This is a genomic window from Streptomyces adustus (genome assembly GCF_009377175.1).
GTDB classification, from domain to species: domain Bacteria; phylum Actinomycetota; class Actinomycetes; order Streptomycetales; family Streptomycetaceae; genus Streptomyces; species Streptomyces adustus.
Genome location: NZ_VJZD01000180.1, coordinates 1 through 20,110, shown reverse-complemented (window position 1 = coordinate 20,110; position 20,110 = coordinate 1). Strand labels below are relative to the sequence as shown.

Here is a 20,110-nt window from a genome sequence, read left to right as displayed (position 1 = left end):
CATAGTGTTTCGGTGGTTATAGCGTGAGGGAAACGCCCGGTTACATTCCGAACCCGGAAGCTAAGCCTCACAGCGCCGATGGTACTGCAGGGGGGACCCTGTGGGAGAGTAGGACGCCGCCGAACAAATTTTGAGAAAACCCCCGTGCCTTTCGGCACGGGGGTTTTCTGCGTTTAGGCTCGACCTCATGCGCTACGACCTGATTATTTTCGACAACGACGGAGTCCTCGTCGACAGCGAGCCGATCTCCAACCGGCTTTTGGCGGCCTACCTGACGGAACTCGGGCACCCCACCTCGTACGAGGACTCCATCCGTGACTACATGGGATCCGCGATGCACCGGATCCATGACCTCGTCCAGGAGCGCACGGGCCGGCAGTTGCCCCCGGACTTCGACGACGTCTTCCATGCGCGGGTGTTCGCCGCCTTCGAGCGGGAGTTGAAGCCCGTGCCCGGAGTCGCCGACGTCCTGTCGAAGCTGACGGCGGACGGCGTGCCCTACTGCGTGGCTTCGTCGGGCAGCCACGAACGGATCCGGGTGGGACACCGCACGACCGGGCTCGACCGCTGGTTCGACGAGGACCGGATCTTCAGCTCCCAGGACGTCGGGCGGGGAAAGCCGGCGCCGGACCTCTTCCTGTACGCGGCCGAACGGATGGGCGTCCCGCCGCGGAAGTGCGTCGTCATCGAGGACAGTCCCCTCGGGGTGCAGGCGGCCGTCGCGGCCGGGATGGACGTGTACGGGCTCACCGCCATGACACCCGTGGAGCGCCTCGCCGGGGCCAACCAACTCTTCTCGGATCACGGCGAGTTGGCTGACCTGCTGGTGTGACCCCGGGCAGCGCGGTGTGCTGACATTTGTCATGCGGAGCTCCGGACGATCGTTTCTACTGGCGGACCGGGCCCGAGCGGGAAGCTGAGGGCATGACGACGAACACCGAGAGCCAGAGCCAGAGCAAGGCCGCCAACTTCGCGCCGCTCCTCGTGGACGTGGCGGTGCCGATCGGGTCGTACTACCTGTTCAAGAACGGGTTCGGGACGAGCACGCTGATGGCGCTCGCACTCAGCAGCGTCGCGCCGGCCGTGCGCACCGTGTGGAGCCTGGCCAAGGAGCGCACGGTCAACGCCTTCGCCATGCTGATCCTCTGCGTCAACGTGGTCGCCCTGCTGCTCAGCTTCGTCGCCGGCGACCCGCGGCTGATGCTCGCCAAGGACAGCGGCGTCAGCAGCGTCATCGCCATCGGAGTCCTGGTCTCCGTGGTCATGGGGAAGCCGATGATGACCCCTGCCATGAAGCCCTGGCTGGTGAAGGGCGACGCGGGGCGGGAGGCCGCCTGGGCGCGGCTCCAGGCGGGTTCGCCGGGCTTCCGGCGGGCCGAGCGGGTCTTCTCGCTGGTGTGGGGTGTGGTGCTGCTCGCGGAGTGCGTCGTGCGGGTCGTGGGCGCGTACACGCTGCCCGTGGACACGATGGTCTGGCTCGGCTCGGTGATCCTGGTCGTCGGGATGACCCTCGGGTTCCTGATCAGCGGTGCGCTGGCCGCCGGTCCCATGGCGCACATGGTCATCGCCGAGGCCGGGTGCGAGGGTGCGGTGGTCGCCGGTTCCGGCCCGGCCGCGTCCGCCGGAACCCGCGGATCGGTCCCGGCGGTCGCCGCCACCAGGTAAAGCTGAGCGAAATTCATCTTTGGCTTGATCTACCCACAGGTAGCCCGGGGCCCTACGCTCGCCGCCATGACAGATGTGCTGCGGCGCGGTAGGGCCTCTTTGGCGTTCAGTTTCTTCGCCCAGGGCGCCGCCTTCGCCCTTCTCGTGACGCGGATCCCGGCCATCCAGGACCGGTACGGCGTCTCGGACGCGCTCCTGCCCGCCTTTCTCGCCGCCGTTCCCGTCCTCGCGGGCGTCGGCAGTGTGACGACCGAGCAGCTGGTGAAGCGAATACCGCCGAGCCGGCTGCTGCGTTGGTCCCAGCCGGTCGTGCTGCTGGCGCTGCTCGGTGTCGGAGCCGGGGACCGGATGGTCGAGCTGGCGATCGCGCTGGCCGCGTTCGGGCTGGCCGTGGGTGCGCTGGACGCGTCGATGAACATGCTCGGGGTGAGCCTCCAGCGGGCGTACGGGCGCAGCATCATGCTCAGCTTCCACGCCGTGTACAGCCTGGGCGGGATCGTGGGCGCCTCGCTGGCGTGGGTGGGCGCGCACTGGCATCTGGCGCTGTGGGTGTCGTATCTGCCGGTGGTGGCGGTGCTGCTGCCGGCCGCGCTGGTCGGCAGCCGGTGGTACGTCGACGGGGACCCCGGGTCGGTGGACGGCGAGAGCGGCGCCGAGTCGGGCGCCGGGAGCGGTCTGGTGTTCAAGCTGCTGCTTCCGCTGTGCCTGGTGATGACCTTCGCGTACATCGGTGACTCGACCGTCTCCAACTGGAGCGCGAAGTACCTCCAGGACACCCTGGGGAGCTCGGAGCAGCTGGCGACCGTCCCGTACAACGTGTACATGGTGACGACGCTGCTCGGGCGGACGATCGGGGACTTCGGGGTACGTCGGTTCGGGGCCGCGGCGGTGGTGCGGCTGGGCGCGCTGGTGGCGGCGGCCGGGTTCGCCGTGGTGGCCGGGGCGCCCGGGGCGTGGGTCGGGATGCTCGGGTTCACCCTGCTGGGTCTGGGGCTGTGCGTGCTGGTACCGCAGACCTTCGCCGCCGCCGGACGGCTGTTCCCGGGGGCGTCGGACGCGGCGATCGCGCGGCTGAACATCTTCAACTACGTCGGATTCCTGATCGGTTCGCCGCTGGTGGGCGCGCTCGGGGACGCCTGGAGCTACCGCGGGGCGATGCTCGTACCGATGGTGTTGGTGCTGGTGACGTTGGTGTACGCCAGGTCGTTCGCCGCGCGACCGGACCGATACGGTGACGGGCATGAGCGGCCGCGCACAGCTGATGTGGGACGAGGCAGTAACGGGCTATGACTTCGGTCCGGACCATCCGATGGATCCGGTCCGGCTCGCCCTGACCCGGAGCCTGGTCGGTGCCTTCGGGCTGGACAAGGACGTCGACGTGGTCGCGGCGAAGCCGGCCGGGGAGTCGACCCTGCGGCTCGTCCACCGGGGGGACTACGTCGAGGCGGTGAAGGCCGCGTCGGCGGATCCCGCGGCGGCCGACCAGGCGTACGGGCTGGGGACGGAGGACGATCCCGCCTTCGCCCGGATGCACGAGGTGTCGGCGCTGATCGCGGGCCAGTCGGTGGGGGCGGCGGAGGCGGTGTGGCGCGGGGACGCGCTGCACGCGGTGAACTTCGCGGGCGGGCTGCACCACGCGATGCCCGGCTCCGCCTCCGGGTTCTGCGTCTACAACGACGCCGCGCTCGCGATCGCGCGGCTGCTGGAACTGGGTGCCGAGCGGGTCGCGTACGTGGATGTCGACGTGCATCACGGCGACGGGGTGCAGGCGGCCTTCTGGGAGGACCCGCGGGTGCTGACGATCTCGTTGCACGAGCATCCCCGGACGCTGTTCCCGCAGACGGGGTGGCCGCAGGAGACGGGGGCGGAGGGTGCCGCGGGCACGGCGGTGAACGTGGCGCTGCCGGCCGGGACCGGGGACGCGGGGTGGCTGCGGGCGTTCCACGCGGTCGTACCGGAGCTGATCGCGGACTTCCGGCCGCAGGTGCTGGTGAGCCAGCACGGGGCCGACACGCACTTCGAGGATCCGCTCGCGCATCTGGCGGTGTCGCTGGACGCGCAGCGGGCCGTGCAGCTCGCCTGTCACGAGCTGGCGCACACGTACGCCGACGGGCGCTGGGTCGCGCTGGGCGGGGGCGGGTACGCCGTGGTGGAGGTCGTGCCGCGGTCGTGGACGCATCTGGTGGGCATCGCGGCGGGGCGGGAGATCGCCCCGGAGACGGTGATTCCGGAGAGCTGGCGGCAGGAAGTGTTCGCGCGGGCGCGGCAGTTGGCGCCGATGCGGATGACCGACGGGCGGTGGCCGGTGGCTTGGGCGGACTGGGAGTCCGGGTACGACCCGGCCGATCGTCTGGACCAGGCGGTGCTTGCCACGCGGCGGGCGGTGTTTCCGTTGCGGGGGATGCTGGCGTAGTCGCGCCGCTGGGGGTGTTGTGACCTGCGGGTGCGTCGTGGCTTGTCGCGCAGTTCCCCGCGCCCCTGGGTGGGTCACCGGAAAGCCTCCCGATCAGGGGCCGTCCCCGGCCGGACCCCTCCTGGCCCGCCGGGAGGGCTCCGCGCGGGTGCGTCGTGGCTTGTCGCGCAGTTCCCCGCGCCCCTGGGTGGGCCACCGGAAGGCCTCCCGATCAGGGGCCGTCCCCGGCCGGAAGCGCCCCTGGGTGGACCGCCGGAAGGCCTCCCGGCAAGGGGCCGCCCCCGGCCCTGAGAGCCGCGCCCCTGGCCCGCCCGGCGGGCCCCGCGCCCCTTGCGGGGCCCGACAGAAGGCTTCCCGGTCGGGGAGCCGACCCGGCCGGAAGGCCACCTCGTTCGCTCGGAAGAGCCCGTTTCCCAACGTGACCTAAGGAATCCGCATGTCCACTCATCCCGAAGCCGCCGCCCTGCTCGCGCGGTCCCATCGGCTCGGCGCCGATCCCCGCAACACCAACTACGCGGGCGGCAACACCTCCGCGAAGGGCTCCGACACCGACCCGGTCACCGGTGGTGACATCGAGCTGATGTGGGTCAAGGGCTCGGGCGGCGACCTCGGCACGCTCACCCAGGACGGTCTCGCCGCCCTGCGGCTGGACCGGCTGCGGGCCCTCGCCGGCGTCTACCCGGGCGTCGAACGCGAGGACGAGATGGTGGCCGCGTTCGACTACTGCCTGCACGGCAAGGGCGGTGCGGCCCCCTCCATCGACACCGCGATGCACGGGCTCGTGGACGCCGCCCACGTGGACCATCTGCACCCGGACTCGGGGATCGCGCTGGCGTGCGCCGCGGACGGCGAGAAGCTGACCGCCGAGTGCTTCGGCGACACGGTGGTGTGGGTGCCCTGGCGGCGGCCCGGCTTCCAGCTCGGACTGGACATCGCCGCGGTCAAGGCGGCCAACCCGCAGGCGATCGGCTGCGTCCTCGGCGGGCACGGCATCACCGCCTGGGGCGACACCTCCGAGGAGTGCGAGCGCAACTCGCTGCACATCATCCGCACCGCCGAGGCGTTCCTGGCCGAGCGGGGCAGGCCGGAGCCGTTCGGAGCGGTGATCGAGGGCTACGGGGCGCTGCCCGAGGCCGAGCGGCGCGAGCGCGCTGCGGCCCTGGCGCCGTACGTGCGTGCCGTCGCCTCGAAGGACCGGCCGCAGGTCGGGCACTTCGACGACTCCGACACCGTGCTCGACTTCCTCGCGCGCGCCGAGCACCCGCGGCTCGCCGCCCTGGGCACCTCCTGCCCCGACCACTTCCTGCGCACCAAGGTGCGGCCGCTGGTCCTGGACCTGCCGCCGGGTGCCCCGCTCGACGAGGCGGTCGCGCGGCTGAAGGAGCTGCACGCCGAGTACCGCGAGGAGTACGCCGGCTACTACCGGCGGCACGCCGGGCCCGACTCCCCCGCGATGCGCGGCGCCGACCCGGCGATCGTGCTCGTGCCGGGCATCGGCATGTTCTCCTTCGGCAAGGACAAGCAGACCGCGCGGGTGGCCGGCGAGTTCTACCTCAACGCGATCAACGTGATGCGCGGCGCCGAGGCGGTGTCGACGTACGCGCCGATCGAGGAGTCGGAGAAGTTCCGCATCGAGTACTGGGCGCTGGAGGAGGCCAAGCTCCAGCGGATGCCGAAGCCCAAGCCGCTCGCCACGCGCGTGGCCCTGGTCACCGGCGCGGGCAGCGGCATCGGCAAGGCGATCGCGCACCGGCTGGTCGCCGCGGGCGCCTGTGTCGTCGTCGCCGACCTGAACGCGGAGAACGCGGCCGCGGTCGCCGAGGAGCTCGGCGGCCCGGACAGGGCCGTGGCGGTGACCGTCGACGTCACCTCGGAGGAGCAGATCGCCGACGCGGTCGCGGCGGCCCTGCTGGCCTTCGGCGGCATCGACCTGGTGGTCAACAACGCCGGGATCTCGCTGTCCAAGCCGCTGCTGGAGACCACCGCGAAGGACTGGGACCTCCAGCACGACATCATGGCCCGCGGCTCCTTCCTGGTCTCGCGCGAGACGGCCCGGGTGATGATCGCCCAGGAGCTGGGCGGCGACATCGTCTACATCGCGTCCAAGAACGCCGTCTTCGCCGGTCCGAACAACATCGCCTACTCCGCGACCAAGGCCGACCAGGCCCACCAGGTGCGGCTGCTCGCCGCCGAGCTGGGCGAGCACGGCATCCGCGTCAACGGCGTCAACCCGGACGGGGTCGTGCGCGGCTCCGGGATCTTCGCGGCCGGCTGGGGTGCCCAGCGGGCAGCCGTGTACGGGGTGGAGGAGGAGAAGCTGGGCGAGTTCTACGCGCAGCGGACCCTGCTCAAGCGCGAGGTGCTGCCCGAGCACGTCGCCAACGCCGTGTTCGCCCTCACCGGCGGCGACCTGACCCACACCACCGGACTGCACGTCCCCGTCGACGCGGGTGTGGCGGCCGCGTTCCTGCGATGAGCGCCGTCGACACGCCGTACACGGTGCGGTCGTACGCCGCGGTCGACCTCGGCGCGTCCAGCGGGCGCGTCATGGTCGGCCGGGTGGGCCCGGACCTCCTGGAGCTGTCCGAGGCGCACCGCTTCCCCAACCGGCCGGTCCGGGTGCCGGAGGGGCTGCGCTGGGACATCCTCGGGCTGTACGCGGGAGTGCTGGAGGGGCTGCGGGCGGCCGGGGCCGGCCGCGGCGGCCGGCTGGACTCCGTCGGCATCGACAGCTGGGCGGTGGACTACGGACTGCTGGACGCGGACGGCGCACTGCTCGGCAACCCCGTGCACTACCGCGACGCCCGCACCGAGGGAGTCGCGGAGAAGGTCTGGGCGACCGTCCCGGCCGCCGAGCTGTACGCGCACACCGGGCTCCAGTACGCCCCCTTCAACACCCTGTACCAGCTCACGGCGGCCCAGGGTTCGGCCCAACTCGCCCATGCCAAGCACCTGTTGCTGGTTCCGGACCTGCTGGCGTACTGGCTGACCGGCGAGCAGGGCACCGAGCTGACCAACGCCTCGACGACCCAGCTGATCGATCCCCGCACGCGCGAGTGGTCGTACGACGTCGCCGCCCGGCTGGGTGTCGACCTCGGCCTGTTCGCGCCGCTGCGCCGGCCCGGCGACCCGGCGGGTCTGCTGCGGCAGGAGGTGCTGGAGGAGACCGGGCTGAGCGGTCCGGTGCCGGTCACGGCGGTCGGCTCGCACGACACGGCGTCCGCGGTGGCCGCGGTGCCCGCGACGGGCGAGCGGTTCGCGTACATCTGCACCGGCACCTGGTCGCTGGCCGGTCTCGAACTGGACGCGCCGGTGCTGACCGAGGAGAGCCGGGCCGCCAACTTCACCAACGAGCTGGGGCTGGACGGCACGGTCCGCTATCTGCGCAACATCATGGGGCTGTGGCTGCTCCAGGAGTGCGTACGGGCCTGGGGCGATCCCGACCTGGGCGAGCTGCTGCGCGAGGCGGCCGAAGCGGCGCCGCTGCGCTCGGTGGTGGACGCGGGCGACGCGGCCTTCCTGGCGCCCGGCCGGATGCCGGAGCGGATCGCCGAGGCCTGCCGGGCCGCGGGCGAACCCGTGCCGCGCACCCGGGCCGAGACCACGCGCTGCATCCTCGACTCGCTCGCCCTGGCCCACCGCCGGGCCGTCGAGGAGGCCCAGCGGCTGGCGGACCATCCGGTCGACGTCGTGCACATCGTCGGCGGCGGCACCCGCAACGCCCTGCTGTGCCAGCTGACCGCCGACGCCTGCGGGCTGCCCGTGGTGGCCGGCCCGACGGAGGCCGCCGCGCTCGGCAACGTCCTGGTGCAGGGCCGGGCCCATGGGGTGGTCGGCGACCTCGCCGACATGCGGGGTCTGCTGGCCCGTACCCAGCCGCTGACCCGCTACGAACCGCGCGGCGACCCGGCCGTGTGGCGCGCGGCGCAGGCCCGGCTCGGCACGCGCTGAGCCGGGGCTCGCCCCGCTTCCCCCGACTCCCCGCTTCCCCTGCTGGTCCGCGCCTCCCCACTACGCTCGACGCGCGGGGGGAGGCGCCCAGCACTCATCCGATGATCCATGCGATCCATGACTAGGAGCCGCGATGCGTGTCGCACTGTTCCTGACCTGTGTCAACGACACGCTCTATCCGGACACCGGCCGCGCGGTGGTGAAGCTCCTGACCAGACTGGGCGTCGACGTCGACTTCCCGGCGGCGCAGACGTGCTGCGGACAGGCGCACTACAACACCGGCTACCGGCACGAGGCGGAGCCGCTGGCCCGGCATTTCGCCGATGTCTTCGGTGAGTACGACGCGATCGTGACCCCCTCGGGGTCGTGCGGGGCGATGGTGCGGGAGCTGTACCCGCGGATGGGCGAGCGGGCGCGGGCCGAGGGGCGCGGGGACTCCCTCGCCGCCACGCTGGCTCCGGTGGTGCCGAAGACGTACGAACTGTCGGAATTCCTGGTCGACGTGCTCGGGGTGACGGACGTGGGGGCCTACTACCCGCACACCGTGACCTACCACCCGACCTGCCACGGGCTGCGCAGCCTGGGCCTGGGCGACCGTCCCCGGCGGCTGCTGGGCGCCGTGAAGGGGCTGGAACTCGTCGAACTGCCGGGCGCCGAGGAGTGCTGCGGGTTCGGCGGCACCTTCGCCGTGAAGAACGCCGACGTCTCGGCCGCGATGGGCGCGGACAAGGTGCGCAACGCCGAGTCCACCGGCGCCGAGGTGCTGTGCGCGGCCGACAACTCCTGCCTGATGCACATCGGCGGGACCATGACCAGGCTGCGCGCCGGCATCCGGCCGGTGCACCTCGCGGAGATCCTGGCGAGCACCGAGGAGGAACCGGCCGTATGAGCGGGACGTTCGTGGGAATGCCGGCCTTCCCCGTGGCCGCGCGCGAGGCCGTCGGCGACGGGACGCTGCGCGCCAATCTGCGGCACGCCACGCACACCATCCGGGCCAAGCGGGCGAACGCCGTGGCCGAGGTGTCCGACTGGGCCGCGCTGCGCGAGGCGGGCAAGCAGATCAAGGACCACACGCTGCGCCGTCTCGACGACTACCTCGTGCAGTTGGAGGAGGCCGTCACCGCGGCCGGCGGCGTCGTCCACTGGGCCGCCGACGCCGACGAGGCCAACCGGATCGTGACCGCTCTGGTCAAGGAGACCGGCGAGTCGGAGGTCGTCAAGGTCAAGTCGATGGCCACCCAGGAGATCGGCCTCAACGAGGCGCTGGAGGCCGAGGGCATCCGCGCCTACGAGACCGATCTCGCCGAGCTGATCGTGCAGTTGGGCAAGGACCGGCCGTCGCACATCCTGGTCCCGGCGATCCACCGCAACCGCGGCGAGATCCGCGACATCTTCGCCCGCGAGATGGGCGAGTGGGGAAGGGCCGCCCCCGAGGGGCTCACCGACACCCCCGCCGAGCTCGCCGAGGCGGCCCGGCTGCATCTGCGGGAGAAGTTCCTGCGCGCCAAGGTCGGGATCTCCGGGGCCAACTTCATGGTCGCCGAGACCGGCACGCTCGTGGTCGTCGAGTCGGAGGGCAACGGGCGGATGTGCCTGACCCTGCCCGAGACGCTGATCTCGGTGGTCGGCATCGAGAAGATCGTGCCGACCTGGCGCGACCTGGAGGTGTTCCTCCAGACCCTGCCCCGCTCCTCCACGGCCGAGCGGATGAACCCGTACACCTCGACGTGGACCGGCACCAGTGACGGGGACGGGCCGCGCGTCTTCCATCTGGTGCTGCTGGACAACGGCCGCACCGACACCCTCGCCGACGAGGTCGGCCGCCAGGCGCTGCGCTGCATCCGCTGCTCGGCGTGCCTCAACGTCTGCCCGGTGTACGAGCGGGCCGGCGGCCACGCGTACGGCTCGGTCTACCCGGGCCCGATCGGCGCGATCCTCAGCCCCCAGCTCAGGGGCACCGCGAGCGAGATCGACGCCTCGCTGCCGTACGCCTCCTCGCTGTGCGGCGCCTGCTACGAGGTCTGCCCCGTCGCCATCGACATCCCCGAGGTGCTGGTGCATCTGCGCGAACGGATCGCGGAGGGCGGCGAGGTGACGCGCGAGGGCAACAAGGTGGTGCTGAGGCCCGCGAAGGGCCACGCCGCCGAACGGGCGGCGATGCGGGCGGCGCGCTGGGCGTTCGCCCGGCCGGGCGTCCTGCGTGCCGGGCAGCGGCTCGCCTCCCGCACCCGGCGGCTGCATCCGCGGTCCCTGCCCGGTCCCGGCCGGGCCTGGAGCGCGACCCGGGACCTGCCGCCGGTGCCCGCGGAACCGTTCCGCGACTGGTGGCAGCGTACGAACGGCGGAAAGGACGGCGCGAAGTGAGCAGCAGGGAACGGATCCTGGGCCGGGTGCGGCGGGCGCTCGCCGACGTGCCGCGGGACGACACTCCGTACGAGCGGGCGGTGGAGCGCGCCTATCTGCGCGAGCACGGCGGTCTGGGCGTCGAGGCGACGGTGGACCTGCTGGCGGAGAACCTCGCGGACTACCGGGCGATCGTGCACCGCGCCACCGAGGAGGAACTGCCGGCCGTCATCATGCGGCTGCTCGCTGAGCACGGGTCGCCGTACGTGCTGGTGCCGCCGGGGCTGCCGCCGGAGTGGCTGTCCGCGGGCGGCCCCACCCGGGTCGACGACCGGGCCGAGAGCACGCCCGCCGAACTCGACGGGGTGGCGAGCGTGGTCACCGGCTGCGCCGTCGCGATCGCCGAGACCGGGACGATCGTCCTGGACGGCGGACCGGAGCAGGGCCGCCGCCGGATCACCCTGATCCCGGACCACCACATCTGTGTCGTACGGGTCCCCGACCAGGTCGTGGCATCCGTGCCGCAGGCCCTCGGACGCCTCGACCCGGCGCGCCCGCTGACCTGGATCTCCGGCCCCTCCGCCACCAGCGACATCGAGCTGGACCGGGTGGAGGGCGTGCATGGCCCTCGCACGCTGGAGGTGGTGCTGGTCGGCGGCGAGTGACGGGCCGGGCCACGGGGTGCCTGACCCACCCTGCGGCCCGGCCTCGGCTTCACCGGGGAGCACCCGGCCTTGGCTTCACCGGGGAGCAGGTGACAGCATGGGTGAGCAAGCGCTTGGCCAGTAATCTGCACAGTCAAGCGGCACGCGCCTGGACGGACGACCGGAGCCCGGTTCGCCCACGACCACCGGAGGCCCCCGTTGTTCACGTCCGTCGACGATGTCACCGCCCGCCTGGCGGCGACCGGCTATCTGGCCTCCCCCGCCGTGGCGACCGCCGTCTTCCTCGCCGACCGCCTCGGCAAGCCCCTGCTGGTGGAGGGCCCCGCGGGCGTCGGCAAGACGGAGCTCGCCAAGGCCGTGGCCCGGGTGGCCGAGGCCCGGCTGGTCCGGCTCCAGTGCTACGAGGGCGTGGACGAGTCACGCGCGCTGTACGAGTGGAACCACGCCAAGCAGTTGCTGCGCATCAGCGCCGGGCGCGACGAGAGCTGGGACGAGGCGCGCACGGACATCTTCAGCGAGGAGTTCCTGCTCCCCCGCCCGCTGCTGACCGCGATCCGCGGCGACGAGCCGACGGTCCTGCTGATCGACGAGACCGACAAGGCCGACATCGAGGTGGAGGGCCTGCTGCTGGAGGTGCTCAGCGACTTCCAGATCACCGTTCCCGAGCTCGGGACGATCACGGCGACCCGCCGCCCGTTCGTCGTGCTCACCTCCAACGCCGGCCGCGAGTTGTCCGAGGCGCTGCGCCGGCGCTGTCTGTTCCTGCACATCGGCTTCCCCGAGGAGGAGCTGGAGCGGCGGATCGTGCGGCAGAAGGTCCCGGAGCTGAGCGAGGCGCTCACGGCGTCGGTGGTCCGGGTGGTCGGCGCGCTGCGCGCGATGGACCTGCGCAAGGTGCCGTCGGTCGCCGAGACCGTCGACTGGGCGCACACCCTGCTCGCGCTCGGTGCCGACACCCTCGACGAGGACGTCGTACGCGCCAGCCTGGGGGTGCTCCTCAAGCACCAGGACGACATCCTCAAGGCGGGCGCCAAGCTCGACCTGGACGCCGTATGACCGCGTCGACGGACGGCATGACCGTGCCGGCGGACGACGTGGCGGCCCGGCTGACGGGCTTCGTCGCCGCGCTGCGCGCCCACGGTCTGCGCGTCGGCACCGGAGAGACCGTGGACGCGGCACAGGCGGTGGCCGCCCTGGGCCTGGCCGACCGTGACCTGCTGCGGGCGGGCCTGGCCGCGACGCTCCTGCACACGGAGGGCCAGCGGCGGGTGTTCGACCCGGTCTTCGACCTCTACTTCCCGAGCCGGATCGGGGCGCCGACCGTCGAGGCTCCCGCGGACCGGGAGGACCTGCGCGAACGGCTCGCGCTGGCCCTGGCCGCCGACGACGCGGCGCTGCTGGGACGGCTGGCGGCCGAGGCGGTCGACGGCTTCGGCGGGTACGGGAGTTCGCCGGGCTCGGACGGCTGGTCGTCGTACCAGGCCCTCGACCGGATCCGGCCGCAGACCCTGTTCGCGCGGGTCCGGGACGACGTCCGCGCGCGGAGCGGTGGCTCCGGGTTCGCCGACCGGTTGCTGGACGACGAGATCCGGCGGCGGATCGAGACCTTCCGGGGGCAGGTGGCGACGGAGGCGCGACGGCGGGTGGCCGAGCGGCGCGGCCGCGACGAGATCGCCCGGCGCGCGGTGGCCCCGAGCGCCGACCGGGTGGACTTCCTGTTCGCCGGGCGGGACCGGCTGGCCGAGCTGCGCCGGAGCGTGCAACCGCTCGCCCGCAAGCTGGCCACCCGGCTGGCCGCGCGCCGCCGCCGGGCCGCCCGCGGCACCATCGATCTGCGGCGGACGCTGCGCGGTTCGCTGTCCACGGGCGGGGTGCCGATGCGGCCGGTGCTGCGCCGACGGCGGCCGGTCCGCCCCGAGCTGGTGCTGCTGTGCGATGTGTCGGGCTCGGTGTCCGGATTCTCGGACTTCACGATGCTGCTGGTGCAGGCGCTGCACGAGCAGTTCAGCAAGGTGCGGGTGTTCGCCTTCGTCAACCGGGTCGACGAGGTGACCGGTCTGCTGGTGCGCGGCGCGGCCGACCCCGAGGGCCTGAGCGCGCGCATCCGGGCGGAGGCGACCCTGACCGGCTGGCACGGCAGCAGCGACTACGGCGTCGCGCTGGGCGAGTTCGCGGAGCGGTACGAGGCCGCGGTCGGGCCGCGCACGACCGTCTTCGTGCTGGGTGACGGCCGGACGAACATGAGCGACCCGAATCTGGCGGCCGTGCGCCGGATCGGCGAGCGCGCCCGCCGCCTGTACTGGCTCAATCCGGAGCCGCGGGCCCAGTGGGGCACCGGCGACTCGGCCGCCGCGGCGTACGCGGAGCTGGTCGAGATGCACGAGTGCCGCAACGTACGGCAGTTGGAGGCGTTGGTGGGGCGGCTGCTGCCGGTGTGACCGTCAGGCCGGTTCCGCGCAGAGGGCGGCGAAGCGGGCGGCGTCGATGTTCCCGCCGGAGACGATCACACCGACCCGGGGCGGGAGGGGGCCCGCGCGGCGCGCGAGCAGCGCGGCCAGCGGGGTGGCGCCGCTCGGCTCGACGACCGTCTTCAGCCGTTCGAAGGCGAACCGCATCGCGTCCCTGATCTCGTCGTCGGAGACCAGCGCGATGTCGTCGACGAGCCGGCGGTTGACGGCGAAGGTCAGTTCGCCGGGGGTGTGCAGGGCCTGGCCGTCGGCGATGGTGCGCGGCACGGGGACGGTGACCCGCCGGCCCGCGGCCAGCGAGCGCCGGGTGTCGTCCCCGGCCTCCGGTTCGACGCCCGTCACCCGGATGCCCGGGCGCAGCCCCTTGGCCGCGGTGGCGCTGCCGGCGATCAGCCCGCCGCCGCCGACCGGTACCACCAGCAGGTCCAGCTCGCCGACCTCCTCCAGGAGTTCCAGGGCGGCGGTGCCCTGGCCCGCCATCACATCCGGATGGTCGTAGGGCGGGACGAGCGTGAGACCGCGCTCGGCGGCCAGGGCCTCGGCGATGACGACCCGGTCGCCGGTGTAGCGGTCGTACGTGACGATCTCTGCGCCGTAGCCGGCGGTCGCGTCCCGCTTGGAGCGCGGGGCGTCCTCGGGCATCACGATGACGGCGGTGGTGCCCAGTTCGCGGGCGGCCAGGGCGACCGCCTGGGCGTGGTTGCCCGAGGAGTAGGCGGCGACGCCCCGGGCGAGCTGCGCGGGGGCGAGCCGGGAGAGCGCGTTGTAGGCGCCGCGGAACTTGAAGGCCCCGACGCGCTGGAGGTTCTCGCACTTGAGGAACACCTCCGCGCCGACCAGGCCGTCGAGGGTCCTGGAGCGCAGGACCGGTGTGCGGTGGGCGACGCCCTTGAGCCGCGCGGCGGCGTCGAGGACGTCGTCGAGGGTGATGGGCAGGGGTGCGGCGGCGGTCACGGCTGTACTCCCTCGTCGGTCCGGTCGGTGGCGGGGGTGGCCGCGGCCGGGTTGGAGGCGGCCGTGGCGGGTGCGGGTGAGCCCGGTGCGGGTGAGCCGGGTTCCGGGCCCGTCGCTCTCGACTGCGAGAGATAGGTGTAGGCGGACGCGCGCGAGATGCCGAGGCGGGAGGCGACCTGCTCGACGGAGCGCCGCACCGCGAACACGCCGCGTTCGTCCAGTCCGCGGAACAGCTCCAGGCGCTGCGGGCGGTCCAGCGCGGCCCAGGGCTGGTGGTGGCGCGACTGATGCGTGTCGAGGATGGCGTCGACGACCGAGTCGATGTCGTTGCCGTACGTCGTGACGGGCGGCTCGGCGGTGCCGCCCCCGAATCCCGCGAGTGCGCCGAGCAGGGCGTGGGCCTGGCCGACCGCGGTCACGTCCACGTTGACGCAGAGCGCGCCGAACACGGCGCCCGTGGAGTCGCGCAGCACCATCGTGGACGCCTTGACGAGGGCTCCGGAGCCGGTCCGGGTCAGATAGTTGAGCTCGTCGGACGCGTGGTCGCCGCGGGCCAGCACCCGCATGCCGATCTCGCTCATCGCCCCGCCCACCGCACGGCCCGTCACCGAACCCGCGACGGCGACCACCGAGTGCTCCGGACGCCGGTAGTCGTGCAGCACCACCTCGCACACCGGCCCGAAGGTCGCCACGATCCCGTCGAGGACCGGGGCCAGGGCGCCGAGGATCGCGTCCCGCTCCCGCTCCCGGTTCGGATCCGTCATCCGCGTCCCCCTGACATCCGGTGTCTGGATTTTCAGTCCAATCTCTGTACGAAAAATCTAACCCGAAGGCGGGGGAAACGGCAAGGGCAGACCCGGTGGGGTCTGCCCTTGCCGTACCGCGCCCGCGCGGCGGGACGTACTCGCTCCGGGGCCGGTCAGGCGGCCAGGATCTTCTCCTTCGCGCGGCGGAACTCCTCGTCCGTGATGTCTCCCTTGCTCCGCAGCTCGGACAGCTTGGCGAGCTGGTCGGCGCTGCTGGGCGTGGTGGCGGTCTGCCGGATGTAGCTGTCGAACTCCGCCTTCTGCGCCTGTGCCTGTTCGATCTGGCGGCGGCCCATGTTCTTGCCACGCGCGATGACGTAGACGAACACACCGAGGAAGGGCAGCACCACGACGAAGACCAGCCAGCCCGCCTTGCCCCAGCCGCCGAGCGAGTCGTCACGGAAGATGTCGACGATGATGCGGAAGAGCAGGACGAACCACAGGATCCACAGGAAGAACCACAGCATGGTCCAGAACGTGCTCAGCAGCGGGTAGTCGTAGGCGAGGTACACGTTTCCGTCCACTTTCCGTCCTCCTCCGTACGGGGCGGTCGCCCGTCGTCGGTTCGTGCGCATCCAGCGTGGGCGGTGGACCGCCCGGCCGCCTCACCCGGGACGGGTGAGCTTCCTCGGTGGTCAGAAGGTGAGTCCGCGGTCCTTCGCGGCCCTGCTGAGCCCGGCTCTCAGGGTGAACGCCACGCCCACCTCCAGCAGGCCAAGCAGTACGAGCCACAGGCCGAGCAGCCGGGTCAGGACGACCGCGGACTCGGTGGGCAGGGCGAGCACCACGATTCCCGCGGCGACCCCGAGCGCGCCCGCGCCGAACAGGATGCCGCGGTGCGGCAGGCCCTTGGCGGCGACAGCCAGGTAGACGGTGACCATGCCGGACACCAGCCAGGTCACGCCGACGATCAGGGAGAGCGCGGCGATCGTCTGGAGCGGGTTGCGCAGGCACAGCACACCGGCCAGCACGAACAGCACCGCGAGCAGGAGCCGGGTGATCCGTTCGCCGTGGCTCTCCGGGCCGAAGGCCATGATGAATCGGAAGAACCCGGCGAGCAGCAGGTAGATGCCGATGATGACCGCCAGGATGTGCAGGGTCTCGTCGGGCCACACCAGGATCAGGATGCCGGGCAGCAGGGTCGCGAGTGCCGTGGCCAGGGCCCAGTGCCAGGACGAGCCGATGGCGCCGAGCACCCGCTCGGGGTCGTCCGCGCCGCTCGGGCCGTGCCGGGCGGGGGTGTGCTCCGGTCCGGCCGGAGGCGTCGGACGAGGCGGTACGGTCATGGCTCCTCCTCGTGTGCCGGTCGCCGGCCGGGAGTCGCGTCCCGGCGCGGCGAGGTCACGGACCGCTCGGTTTCAGCGTCTCCCCGGCCCTCGTCCCCCGGGATCACCCGAACCGGGTGACCCCGGCGCGGAAGCGCGCGGCGGCCGCCGCGCGGGACGGCGGCGGGCCGGTAGTTCACTGCGCCAGCCTTCGCATCTCCGCGAGGTGCAGGCCCAGCGACTGGAACCGGGCCAGCAGCCCGTACAGGTGCGCCTCGTCGACGACCGGCCCGAAGAGCAGGGTCTGGTCGGCCGCGACGACGTACTCCAGTTCGGGGAATGCCTTGGCCAGCGTTTTCGACATGTGTCCGTCGACACGGAACTCGTAGCGCATGGGCGGCCCTCCCCACGGGTGGCGTGCGCTGTCTCCCCCGCTCCACGATGGTCCGTCGCTCGACGGCGTACGGCCTCACCCTGGTGAGGTGAACCGGCGCCGGCCGGTCCCGTCAGTGCGTCAGCCCCACCTTCAGCGCGACGATCAGCAGCCCGATCACGAGATTGACGACCCCCGCGGAGACGGCCAGCGCCCAGGACGCACGCGCCTCCCGGGCGGCGGCGATCGACCATCCCACCTGCCCGGCCACCGCGACGGCCAGCGCCAGCCAGAGCGTGCCGGCCAGGTCCATGCCGAGCAGCGGACTGACGCCCACGGCGATCACGGGCGGCACCGCGGCGTTGACGATCGGCCACTCCTCCCGGCACACGGCCATGACGACGTGCCGGTCCAGGGACTGCCGGACCAGTCGCGCGCCGAACAGCTGGGCGTGCACGTGTGCGATCCAGAAGACCAGACCGGTGGCGAGCAGCAGCAACGCCAGTTCGAGCCGCGGGAGCGGGCCGAGGGTGCCCGCGCCCACCACGACCGAGGCGGCCAGCAGTGATCCGTAGATACCGCCCGTGTAGTCGGCATGCGTCCTGCTGGTGGCGCGCTCCTGCCGGATCCGCGCCTTCGTCGTGTCCCTGGACTTCGCCTTGGCCATCGTGTTCCTCCGGTGGTCAGGAGATCGTCTCGGTCCGGGGGTCCGCTGCCGCGCGGCGGGGCCGGACGGCCGGAAGGTGCGAGGTGGCCAGGAAGCTGACGAGGGTGATCCCGCCCGCCGCCAGGATCGCCACCCGCAGGCCCGCCAACTGCGCCTTCGCGTACGACTCGGTGAGCGCGTCGGCGTCGTCCCGGGACAGTCCGGCCTGCTCCGCGGCCGTGTGCACCTGCTGCGAACTGACGAATGCGATACCCGACTCCAGGGCGATGCCGGTCTGCTTGCGGGCCTCGGCCGAGATCCGCGGGTCGTCGGCGACGTGCACGGTGAACGCCTGGGCGAGAGCGCCCACGAGCAGGGAGCCGATGAGGGCGGTGCCCAGCGCGGAGCCGAGGTTCTGGGCGGTGTACTGGAGACCGCCGACCTCGCTGCGGCCCTCCTCGCCGACGCTGGACTGCACGACGTTGCCCAGCTGCGAGGCGAGCAGGCCCATTCCGACCCCGAGGACGGCCATCGCGGCCGCGAACTGGGTGTCGTCGATGACGGGCTCGATGGTGGCGAGCAGCCAGACGACGGCCAGCAGCAGGATCGTCAGCGCCAGCCGGACGACGGCCCGCGCGCCGATGCGCTGCCCGAGCCGGGAGGCGAGCACGGAGGCCAGGAGCATGGTGACGGAGACCGGCAGCAGGCGCAGTCCGGTCTGGAAGGCGTCGAAGCCCTGTACGACCTGGAGGTACAGGGGGATGGTGAAGAACAGTCCGAGCAGGATGAGGTTCTGGCTCAGCAGGACCATCAGCCCGGAACGCAGCACCGGCAGCCGCAGCAGGGCGAAGTGCACCAGGGGTTCCCCGCCCCGGGCCGCCAGGCGTCTCTCCCAGTGCTGGAAGCCCACCAGGACGGCGCCCCCGACCGCGATGACGAAGAAGGTCGGCGCGAAGCCCAGGACGGTGAAGGGAGCGTTGCGCGGCTGGACCCAGCCCCACGAGCCGCTCTGGAGGACACCGAGCACCACCAGCCCGAGTCCGCACGCGGAGAGCGCGGCGCCCACGCCGTCCAGCCCGTACCCGGGGTCGGTGCGGGGGGTCTTCGGGATCACCCGGTTGCAGCACAGGACGACCAGCACGACCACGACCTCACCGGCGAAGACCAGACGCCAGGTCAGATACGTGGTCACCCAGCCGCCCAGCAGAGGTCCGACCGCGATGCCGGCCCCCGCGAGGCCGCCGATGACCCCGTAGGCGACCGCGCGCTCCGGACCGCGGTAGTTCTCCGCGACGAGCGCGGCCATCGCGGGCAGCACCAGCGCGGCGCCGAGTCCCTCGATCACCGACCAGCCCAGGGCGAGCAACCAGAGGCTGGGGGCCACGGCCGTCAGGGCCGAGCCGACGGCGTAGACGGTGAGACCGGCGAAGAACAGCCGTCGGCGTCCCAGGATGTCCCCGAGCCGACCACCGACGATCATGAAAGCCGCCATGACCAGGGCGTAGAGCGTGATCACCGCCTGAATGGCCGTGACCTCGGTGTCGAAGTCCTCGACCAGTTGGCTGATGGACACGTTCATGACGGACGTGTCCAGCACCATCAGGAACTGGGCCGTACCGAGAACAGCCAGAGCGCGCCAGTGTGTCACGGTGTGCACCTCGCCGGATCAGCCGCGAACGGGGCGCGGGCAGCAGGGACGGAAGCAGGGTCAGGGGCGACGTAAGGGATGGGATCACAGCATCCCCAGCTCGCGGGCCCGGCGCAGGGCGTCGCCGCGCCGGTTCACCGAGAGTTTCCGGTAGACGTTCTTGAGGTGGGTCTTGACGGTGTTGACCGACAGATACAGGTCGGCGGCGATCTCCTCGGTCGACATCACCTGCGCCAGCCGTTGCAGCACGTCGCGTTCGCGGGCGCTGAGCCGCTCCACGACGGGCGCGCCCTGCTCCGCGTCGGCGTGGGCCGGGGCCGCGGGCCGGGCGGGCGCCGCGTGCGGCCCCTGCCGGACGGTGAGCCAGCCGCGGCCCAGCTCCCGGTTCGCGGGGGTGCCGAGCAGCGGGCGGATCCAGGGCCCGGCCTCGATGAACGGCCGACGCAGGCATTCCCGTCTGGCCTCCCGCAGCGCCTCGCCGACCAGGCGCTGCGCGGCGGCGGCGTCCCCGGCCCGGTCGGCGGCCTGCGCGCGGACGAGGGTGGCCCGTACGGTCAGCGCGGGCCCTCCCGTACGTGCGGGCAGCCGGTCCAGGAAGCCCGGTGCCGGACCGTCACCGTCGGCGCCCTCCGCGCCCCCCGATTCCTCCGCGACCCTCAAGGCCTCCGTGGCCTCCGCGACCTCCGAGGCCTCCGAGGCCCTCAAGGCCTCCGTGGTCCCCGAGGCCCGCAAGTCCTTCCTGACCCCCGAGTCCCCCGCAGCCTCCAGAGCCTCCGTGGTCCCCTCGGCTCCTGTGACCTGGGCGGTGCCCGTGGTCCCAGTGGCTGCCATGACCCTGGCGGTCCCTGGGGTCCTGGTGACTCCCGGGACCCCGCTGGTTCCCGCGGTCCCGGTGACTCCCGCGGCCCCGGCG

General features: G+C 72.6%; 19 protein-coding genes, 1 rRNA gene and 1 pseudogene. 13 read left to right on the top strand and 8 right to left on the bottom strand.

The genetic code is table 11. The features are described from left to right. The first annotated feature begins 8 nt into the window (after positions 1-8). The 12 genes from rrf to FNH09_RS32640 all read left to right on the top strand — a co-directional run bounded on the left by rrf (position 9) and on the right by FNH09_RS32640 (position 13,475). A 5S ribosomal RNA gene (gene rrf / locus FNH09_RS32695) occupies positions 9-125 on the top strand. A 62-nt stretch (positions 126-187) separates the two neighbouring features. Beyond that, complete coding sequence (locus FNH09_RS32690; RefSeq protein WP_152893518.1) at positions 188-832, top strand: HAD family hydrolase; 645 nt, start codon at positions 188-190, stop codon at positions 830-832. Between the two features lie 92 nt (positions 833-924). Continuing rightward, complete coding sequence (locus tag FNH09_RS32685) at positions 925-1,665, top strand: VC0807 family protein (RefSeq protein ID WP_152893517.1); 741 nt, start codon at positions 925-927, stop codon at positions 1,663-1,665. 66 nt (positions 1,666-1,731) lie between these two features. Next, entirely contained in the window at positions 1,732-2,955 is a 1,224-nt protein-coding gene (locus FNH09_RS32680) for an MFS transporter (RefSeq protein ID WP_152893516.1), read from the top strand. Continuing rightward, complete coding sequence (locus FNH09_RS32675; protein ID WP_152893515.1) at positions 2,906-4,078, top strand: acetoin utilization protein AcuC; 1,173 nt, start codon at positions 2,906-2,908, stop codon at positions 4,076-4,078. The genes FNH09_RS32680 and FNH09_RS32675 overlap by 50 nt, the downstream gene beginning before the upstream one ends. Before the next feature lie 436 nt (positions 4,079-4,514). After that, positions 4,515-6,554 carry a bifunctional aldolase/short-chain dehydrogenase gene (locus FNH09_RS32670; RefSeq protein WP_152893514.1) on the top strand — a complete coding sequence of 680 codons (2,040 nt, stop codon included), beginning with the start codon at positions 4,515-4,517 and terminating at the stop codon, positions 6,552-6,554. Then, positions 6,551-8,029 carry a rhamnulokinase gene (locus FNH09_RS32665; RefSeq protein ID WP_152893513.1) on the top strand — a complete coding sequence of 493 codons (1,479 nt, stop codon included), beginning with the start codon at positions 6,551-6,553 and terminating at the stop codon, positions 8,027-8,029. Before FNH09_RS32670 ends, FNH09_RS32665 begins: the two co-directional genes overlap by 4 nt. Positions 8,030-8,162: 133 nt before the next feature. Further along, on the top strand, positions 8,163-8,918 hold the full coding sequence (locus tag FNH09_RS32660) for a (Fe-S)-binding protein (protein ID WP_152893512.1): 756 nt from the start codon (positions 8,163-8,165) through the stop codon (positions 8,916-8,918). Continuing rightward, positions 8,915-10,393: a LutB/LldF family L-lactate oxidation iron-sulfur protein gene (locus tag FNH09_RS32655; RefSeq protein ID WP_152893511.1), complete on the top strand. Its 1,479-nt coding sequence runs from the start codon at positions 8,915-8,917 to the stop codon at positions 10,391-10,393. The genes FNH09_RS32660 and FNH09_RS32655 overlap by 4 nt, the downstream gene beginning before the upstream one ends. Then, on the top strand, positions 10,390-11,037 hold the full coding sequence (locus FNH09_RS32650) for an LUD domain-containing protein (protein ID WP_162469427.1): 648 nt from the start codon (positions 10,390-10,392) through the stop codon (positions 11,035-11,037). The genes FNH09_RS32655 and FNH09_RS32650 overlap by 4 nt, the downstream gene beginning before the upstream one ends. 198 nt (positions 11,038-11,235) lie before the next feature. Next, the gene (locus tag FNH09_RS32645; RefSeq protein WP_152893510.1) at positions 11,236-12,093 is read left to right on the top strand and encodes an AAA family ATPase; all 858 of its coding nucleotides are present in this window, start codon (positions 11,236-11,238) and stop codon (positions 12,091-12,093) included. A 17-nt stretch (positions 12,094-12,110) separates the two neighbouring features. Further along, positions 12,111-13,475: a vWA domain-containing protein gene (locus tag FNH09_RS32640; RefSeq protein WP_152893521.1), complete on the top strand. Its 1,365-nt coding sequence runs from the start codon at positions 12,111-12,113 to the stop codon at positions 13,473-13,475. Between the two features lie 3 nt (positions 13,476-13,478). Here FNH09_RS32640 and FNH09_RS32635 read toward each other — a convergent pair whose 3' ends face one another. The 8 genes from FNH09_RS32635 to FNH09_RS49020 form a co-directional block, all read right to left on the bottom strand. Continuing rightward, positions 13,479-14,459: a threo-3-hydroxy-L-aspartate ammonia-lyase gene (locus FNH09_RS32635; RefSeq protein WP_162469426.1), complete on the bottom strand. Its 981-nt coding sequence runs from the start codon at positions 14,457-14,459 to the stop codon at positions 13,479-13,481. Continuing rightward, positions 14,456-15,223 carry a helix-turn-helix transcriptional regulator gene (locus tag FNH09_RS32630; RefSeq protein WP_152893509.1) on the bottom strand — a complete coding sequence of 256 codons (768 nt, stop codon included), beginning with the start codon at positions 15,221-15,223 and terminating at the stop codon, positions 14,456-14,458. Before FNH09_RS32630 ends, FNH09_RS32635 begins: the two co-directional genes overlap by 4 nt. 155 nt (positions 15,224-15,378) lie before the next feature. Further along, a complete protein-coding gene (locus FNH09_RS32625; protein WP_162469425.1) occupies positions 15,379-15,789 on the bottom strand; it encodes an SHOCT domain-containing protein in 411 nt (136 codons plus the stop codon). Between the two features lie 111 nt (positions 15,790-15,900). Then, the gene (locus tag FNH09_RS32620; protein ID WP_152893507.1) at positions 15,901-16,551 is read right to left on the bottom strand and encodes an HdeD family acid-resistance protein; all 651 of its coding nucleotides are present in this window, start codon (positions 16,549-16,551) and stop codon (positions 15,901-15,903) included. Positions 16,552-16,726: 175 nt separating this feature from the next. Further along, positions 16,727-16,924: a hypothetical protein gene (locus FNH09_RS32615; protein WP_152893506.1), complete on the bottom strand. Its 198-nt coding sequence runs from the start codon at positions 16,922-16,924 to the stop codon at positions 16,727-16,729. A gap of 112 nt (positions 16,925-17,036) precedes the next feature. Continuing rightward, positions 17,037-17,570 (bottom strand): hypothetical protein, encoded by a 534-nt coding sequence (locus tag FNH09_RS32610; protein ID WP_152893505.1) that lies wholly within the window; start codon positions 17,568-17,570, stop codon positions 17,037-17,039. A gap of 16 nt (positions 17,571-17,586) precedes the next feature. Further along, the gene (locus FNH09_RS32605) at positions 17,587-19,197 is read right to left on the bottom strand and encodes an MFS transporter (protein WP_162469424.1); all 1,611 of its coding nucleotides are present in this window, start codon (positions 19,195-19,197) and stop codon (positions 17,587-17,589) included. Between the two features lie 84 nt (positions 19,198-19,281). Next, on the bottom strand, positions 19,282-19,857 hold the full coding sequence (locus tag FNH09_RS49020; protein ID WP_420802799.1) for a helix-turn-helix transcriptional regulator: 576 nt from the start codon (positions 19,855-19,857) through the stop codon (positions 19,282-19,284). Between the two features lie 7 nt (positions 19,858-19,864). On the opposite strand from FNH09_RS49020, the pseudogene FNH09_RS49015 reads away from it, so the two are divergent. Next, positions 19,865-20,110, top strand: a pseudogene (locus tag FNH09_RS49015) (transglycosylase family protein); the annotation flags it as partial.

Coding starts and splice junctions, on each gene's coding strand:
- FNH09_RS32665 (WP_152893513.1), top strand. CDS start 6,551: ATGAGCGCCGTCGACACGCCGTACACGGTGCGGTCGTACGCCGCGGTC.
- FNH09_RS32690 (WP_152893518.1), top strand. CDS start 188: ATGCGCTACGACCTGATTATTTTCGACAACGACGGAGTCCTCGTCGAC.
- FNH09_RS32680 (WP_152893516.1), top strand. CDS start 1,732: ATGACAGATGTGCTGCGGCGCGGTAGGGCCTCTTTGGCGTTCAGTTTC.
- FNH09_RS32615 (WP_152893506.1), bottom strand. CDS start 16,924: ATGCGCTACGAGTTCCGTGTCGACGGACACATGTCGAAAACGCTGGCC.
- FNH09_RS32630 (WP_152893509.1), bottom strand. CDS start 15,223: ATGACGGATCCGAACCGGGAGCGGGAGCGGGACGCGATCCTCGGCGCC.
- FNH09_RS32655 (WP_152893511.1), top strand. CDS start 8,915: ATGAGCGGGACGTTCGTGGGAATGCCGGCCTTCCCCGTGGCCGCGCGC.
- FNH09_RS32660 (WP_152893512.1), top strand. CDS start 8,163: ATGCGTGTCGCACTGTTCCTGACCTGTGTCAACGACACGCTCTATCCG.
- FNH09_RS32640 (WP_152893521.1), top strand. CDS start 12,111: ATGACCGTGCCGGCGGACGACGTGGCGGCCCGGCTGACGGGCTTCGTC.
- FNH09_RS32675 (WP_152893515.1), top strand. CDS start 2,906: ATGAGCGGCCGCGCACAGCTGATGTGGGACGAGGCAGTAACGGGCTAT.
- FNH09_RS32610 (WP_152893505.1), bottom strand. CDS start 17,570: ATGGCCAAGGCGAAGTCCAGGGACACGACGAAGGCGCGGATCCGGCAG.
- FNH09_RS32670 (WP_152893514.1), top strand. CDS start 4,515: ATGTCCACTCATCCCGAAGCCGCCGCCCTGCTCGCGCGGTCCCATCGG.
- FNH09_RS32620 (WP_152893507.1), bottom strand. CDS start 16,551: ATGACCGTACCGCCTCGTCCGACGCCTCCGGCCGGACCGGAGCACACC.
- FNH09_RS32685 (WP_152893517.1), top strand. CDS start 925: ATGACGACGAACACCGAGAGCCAGAGCCAGAGCAAGGCCGCCAACTTC.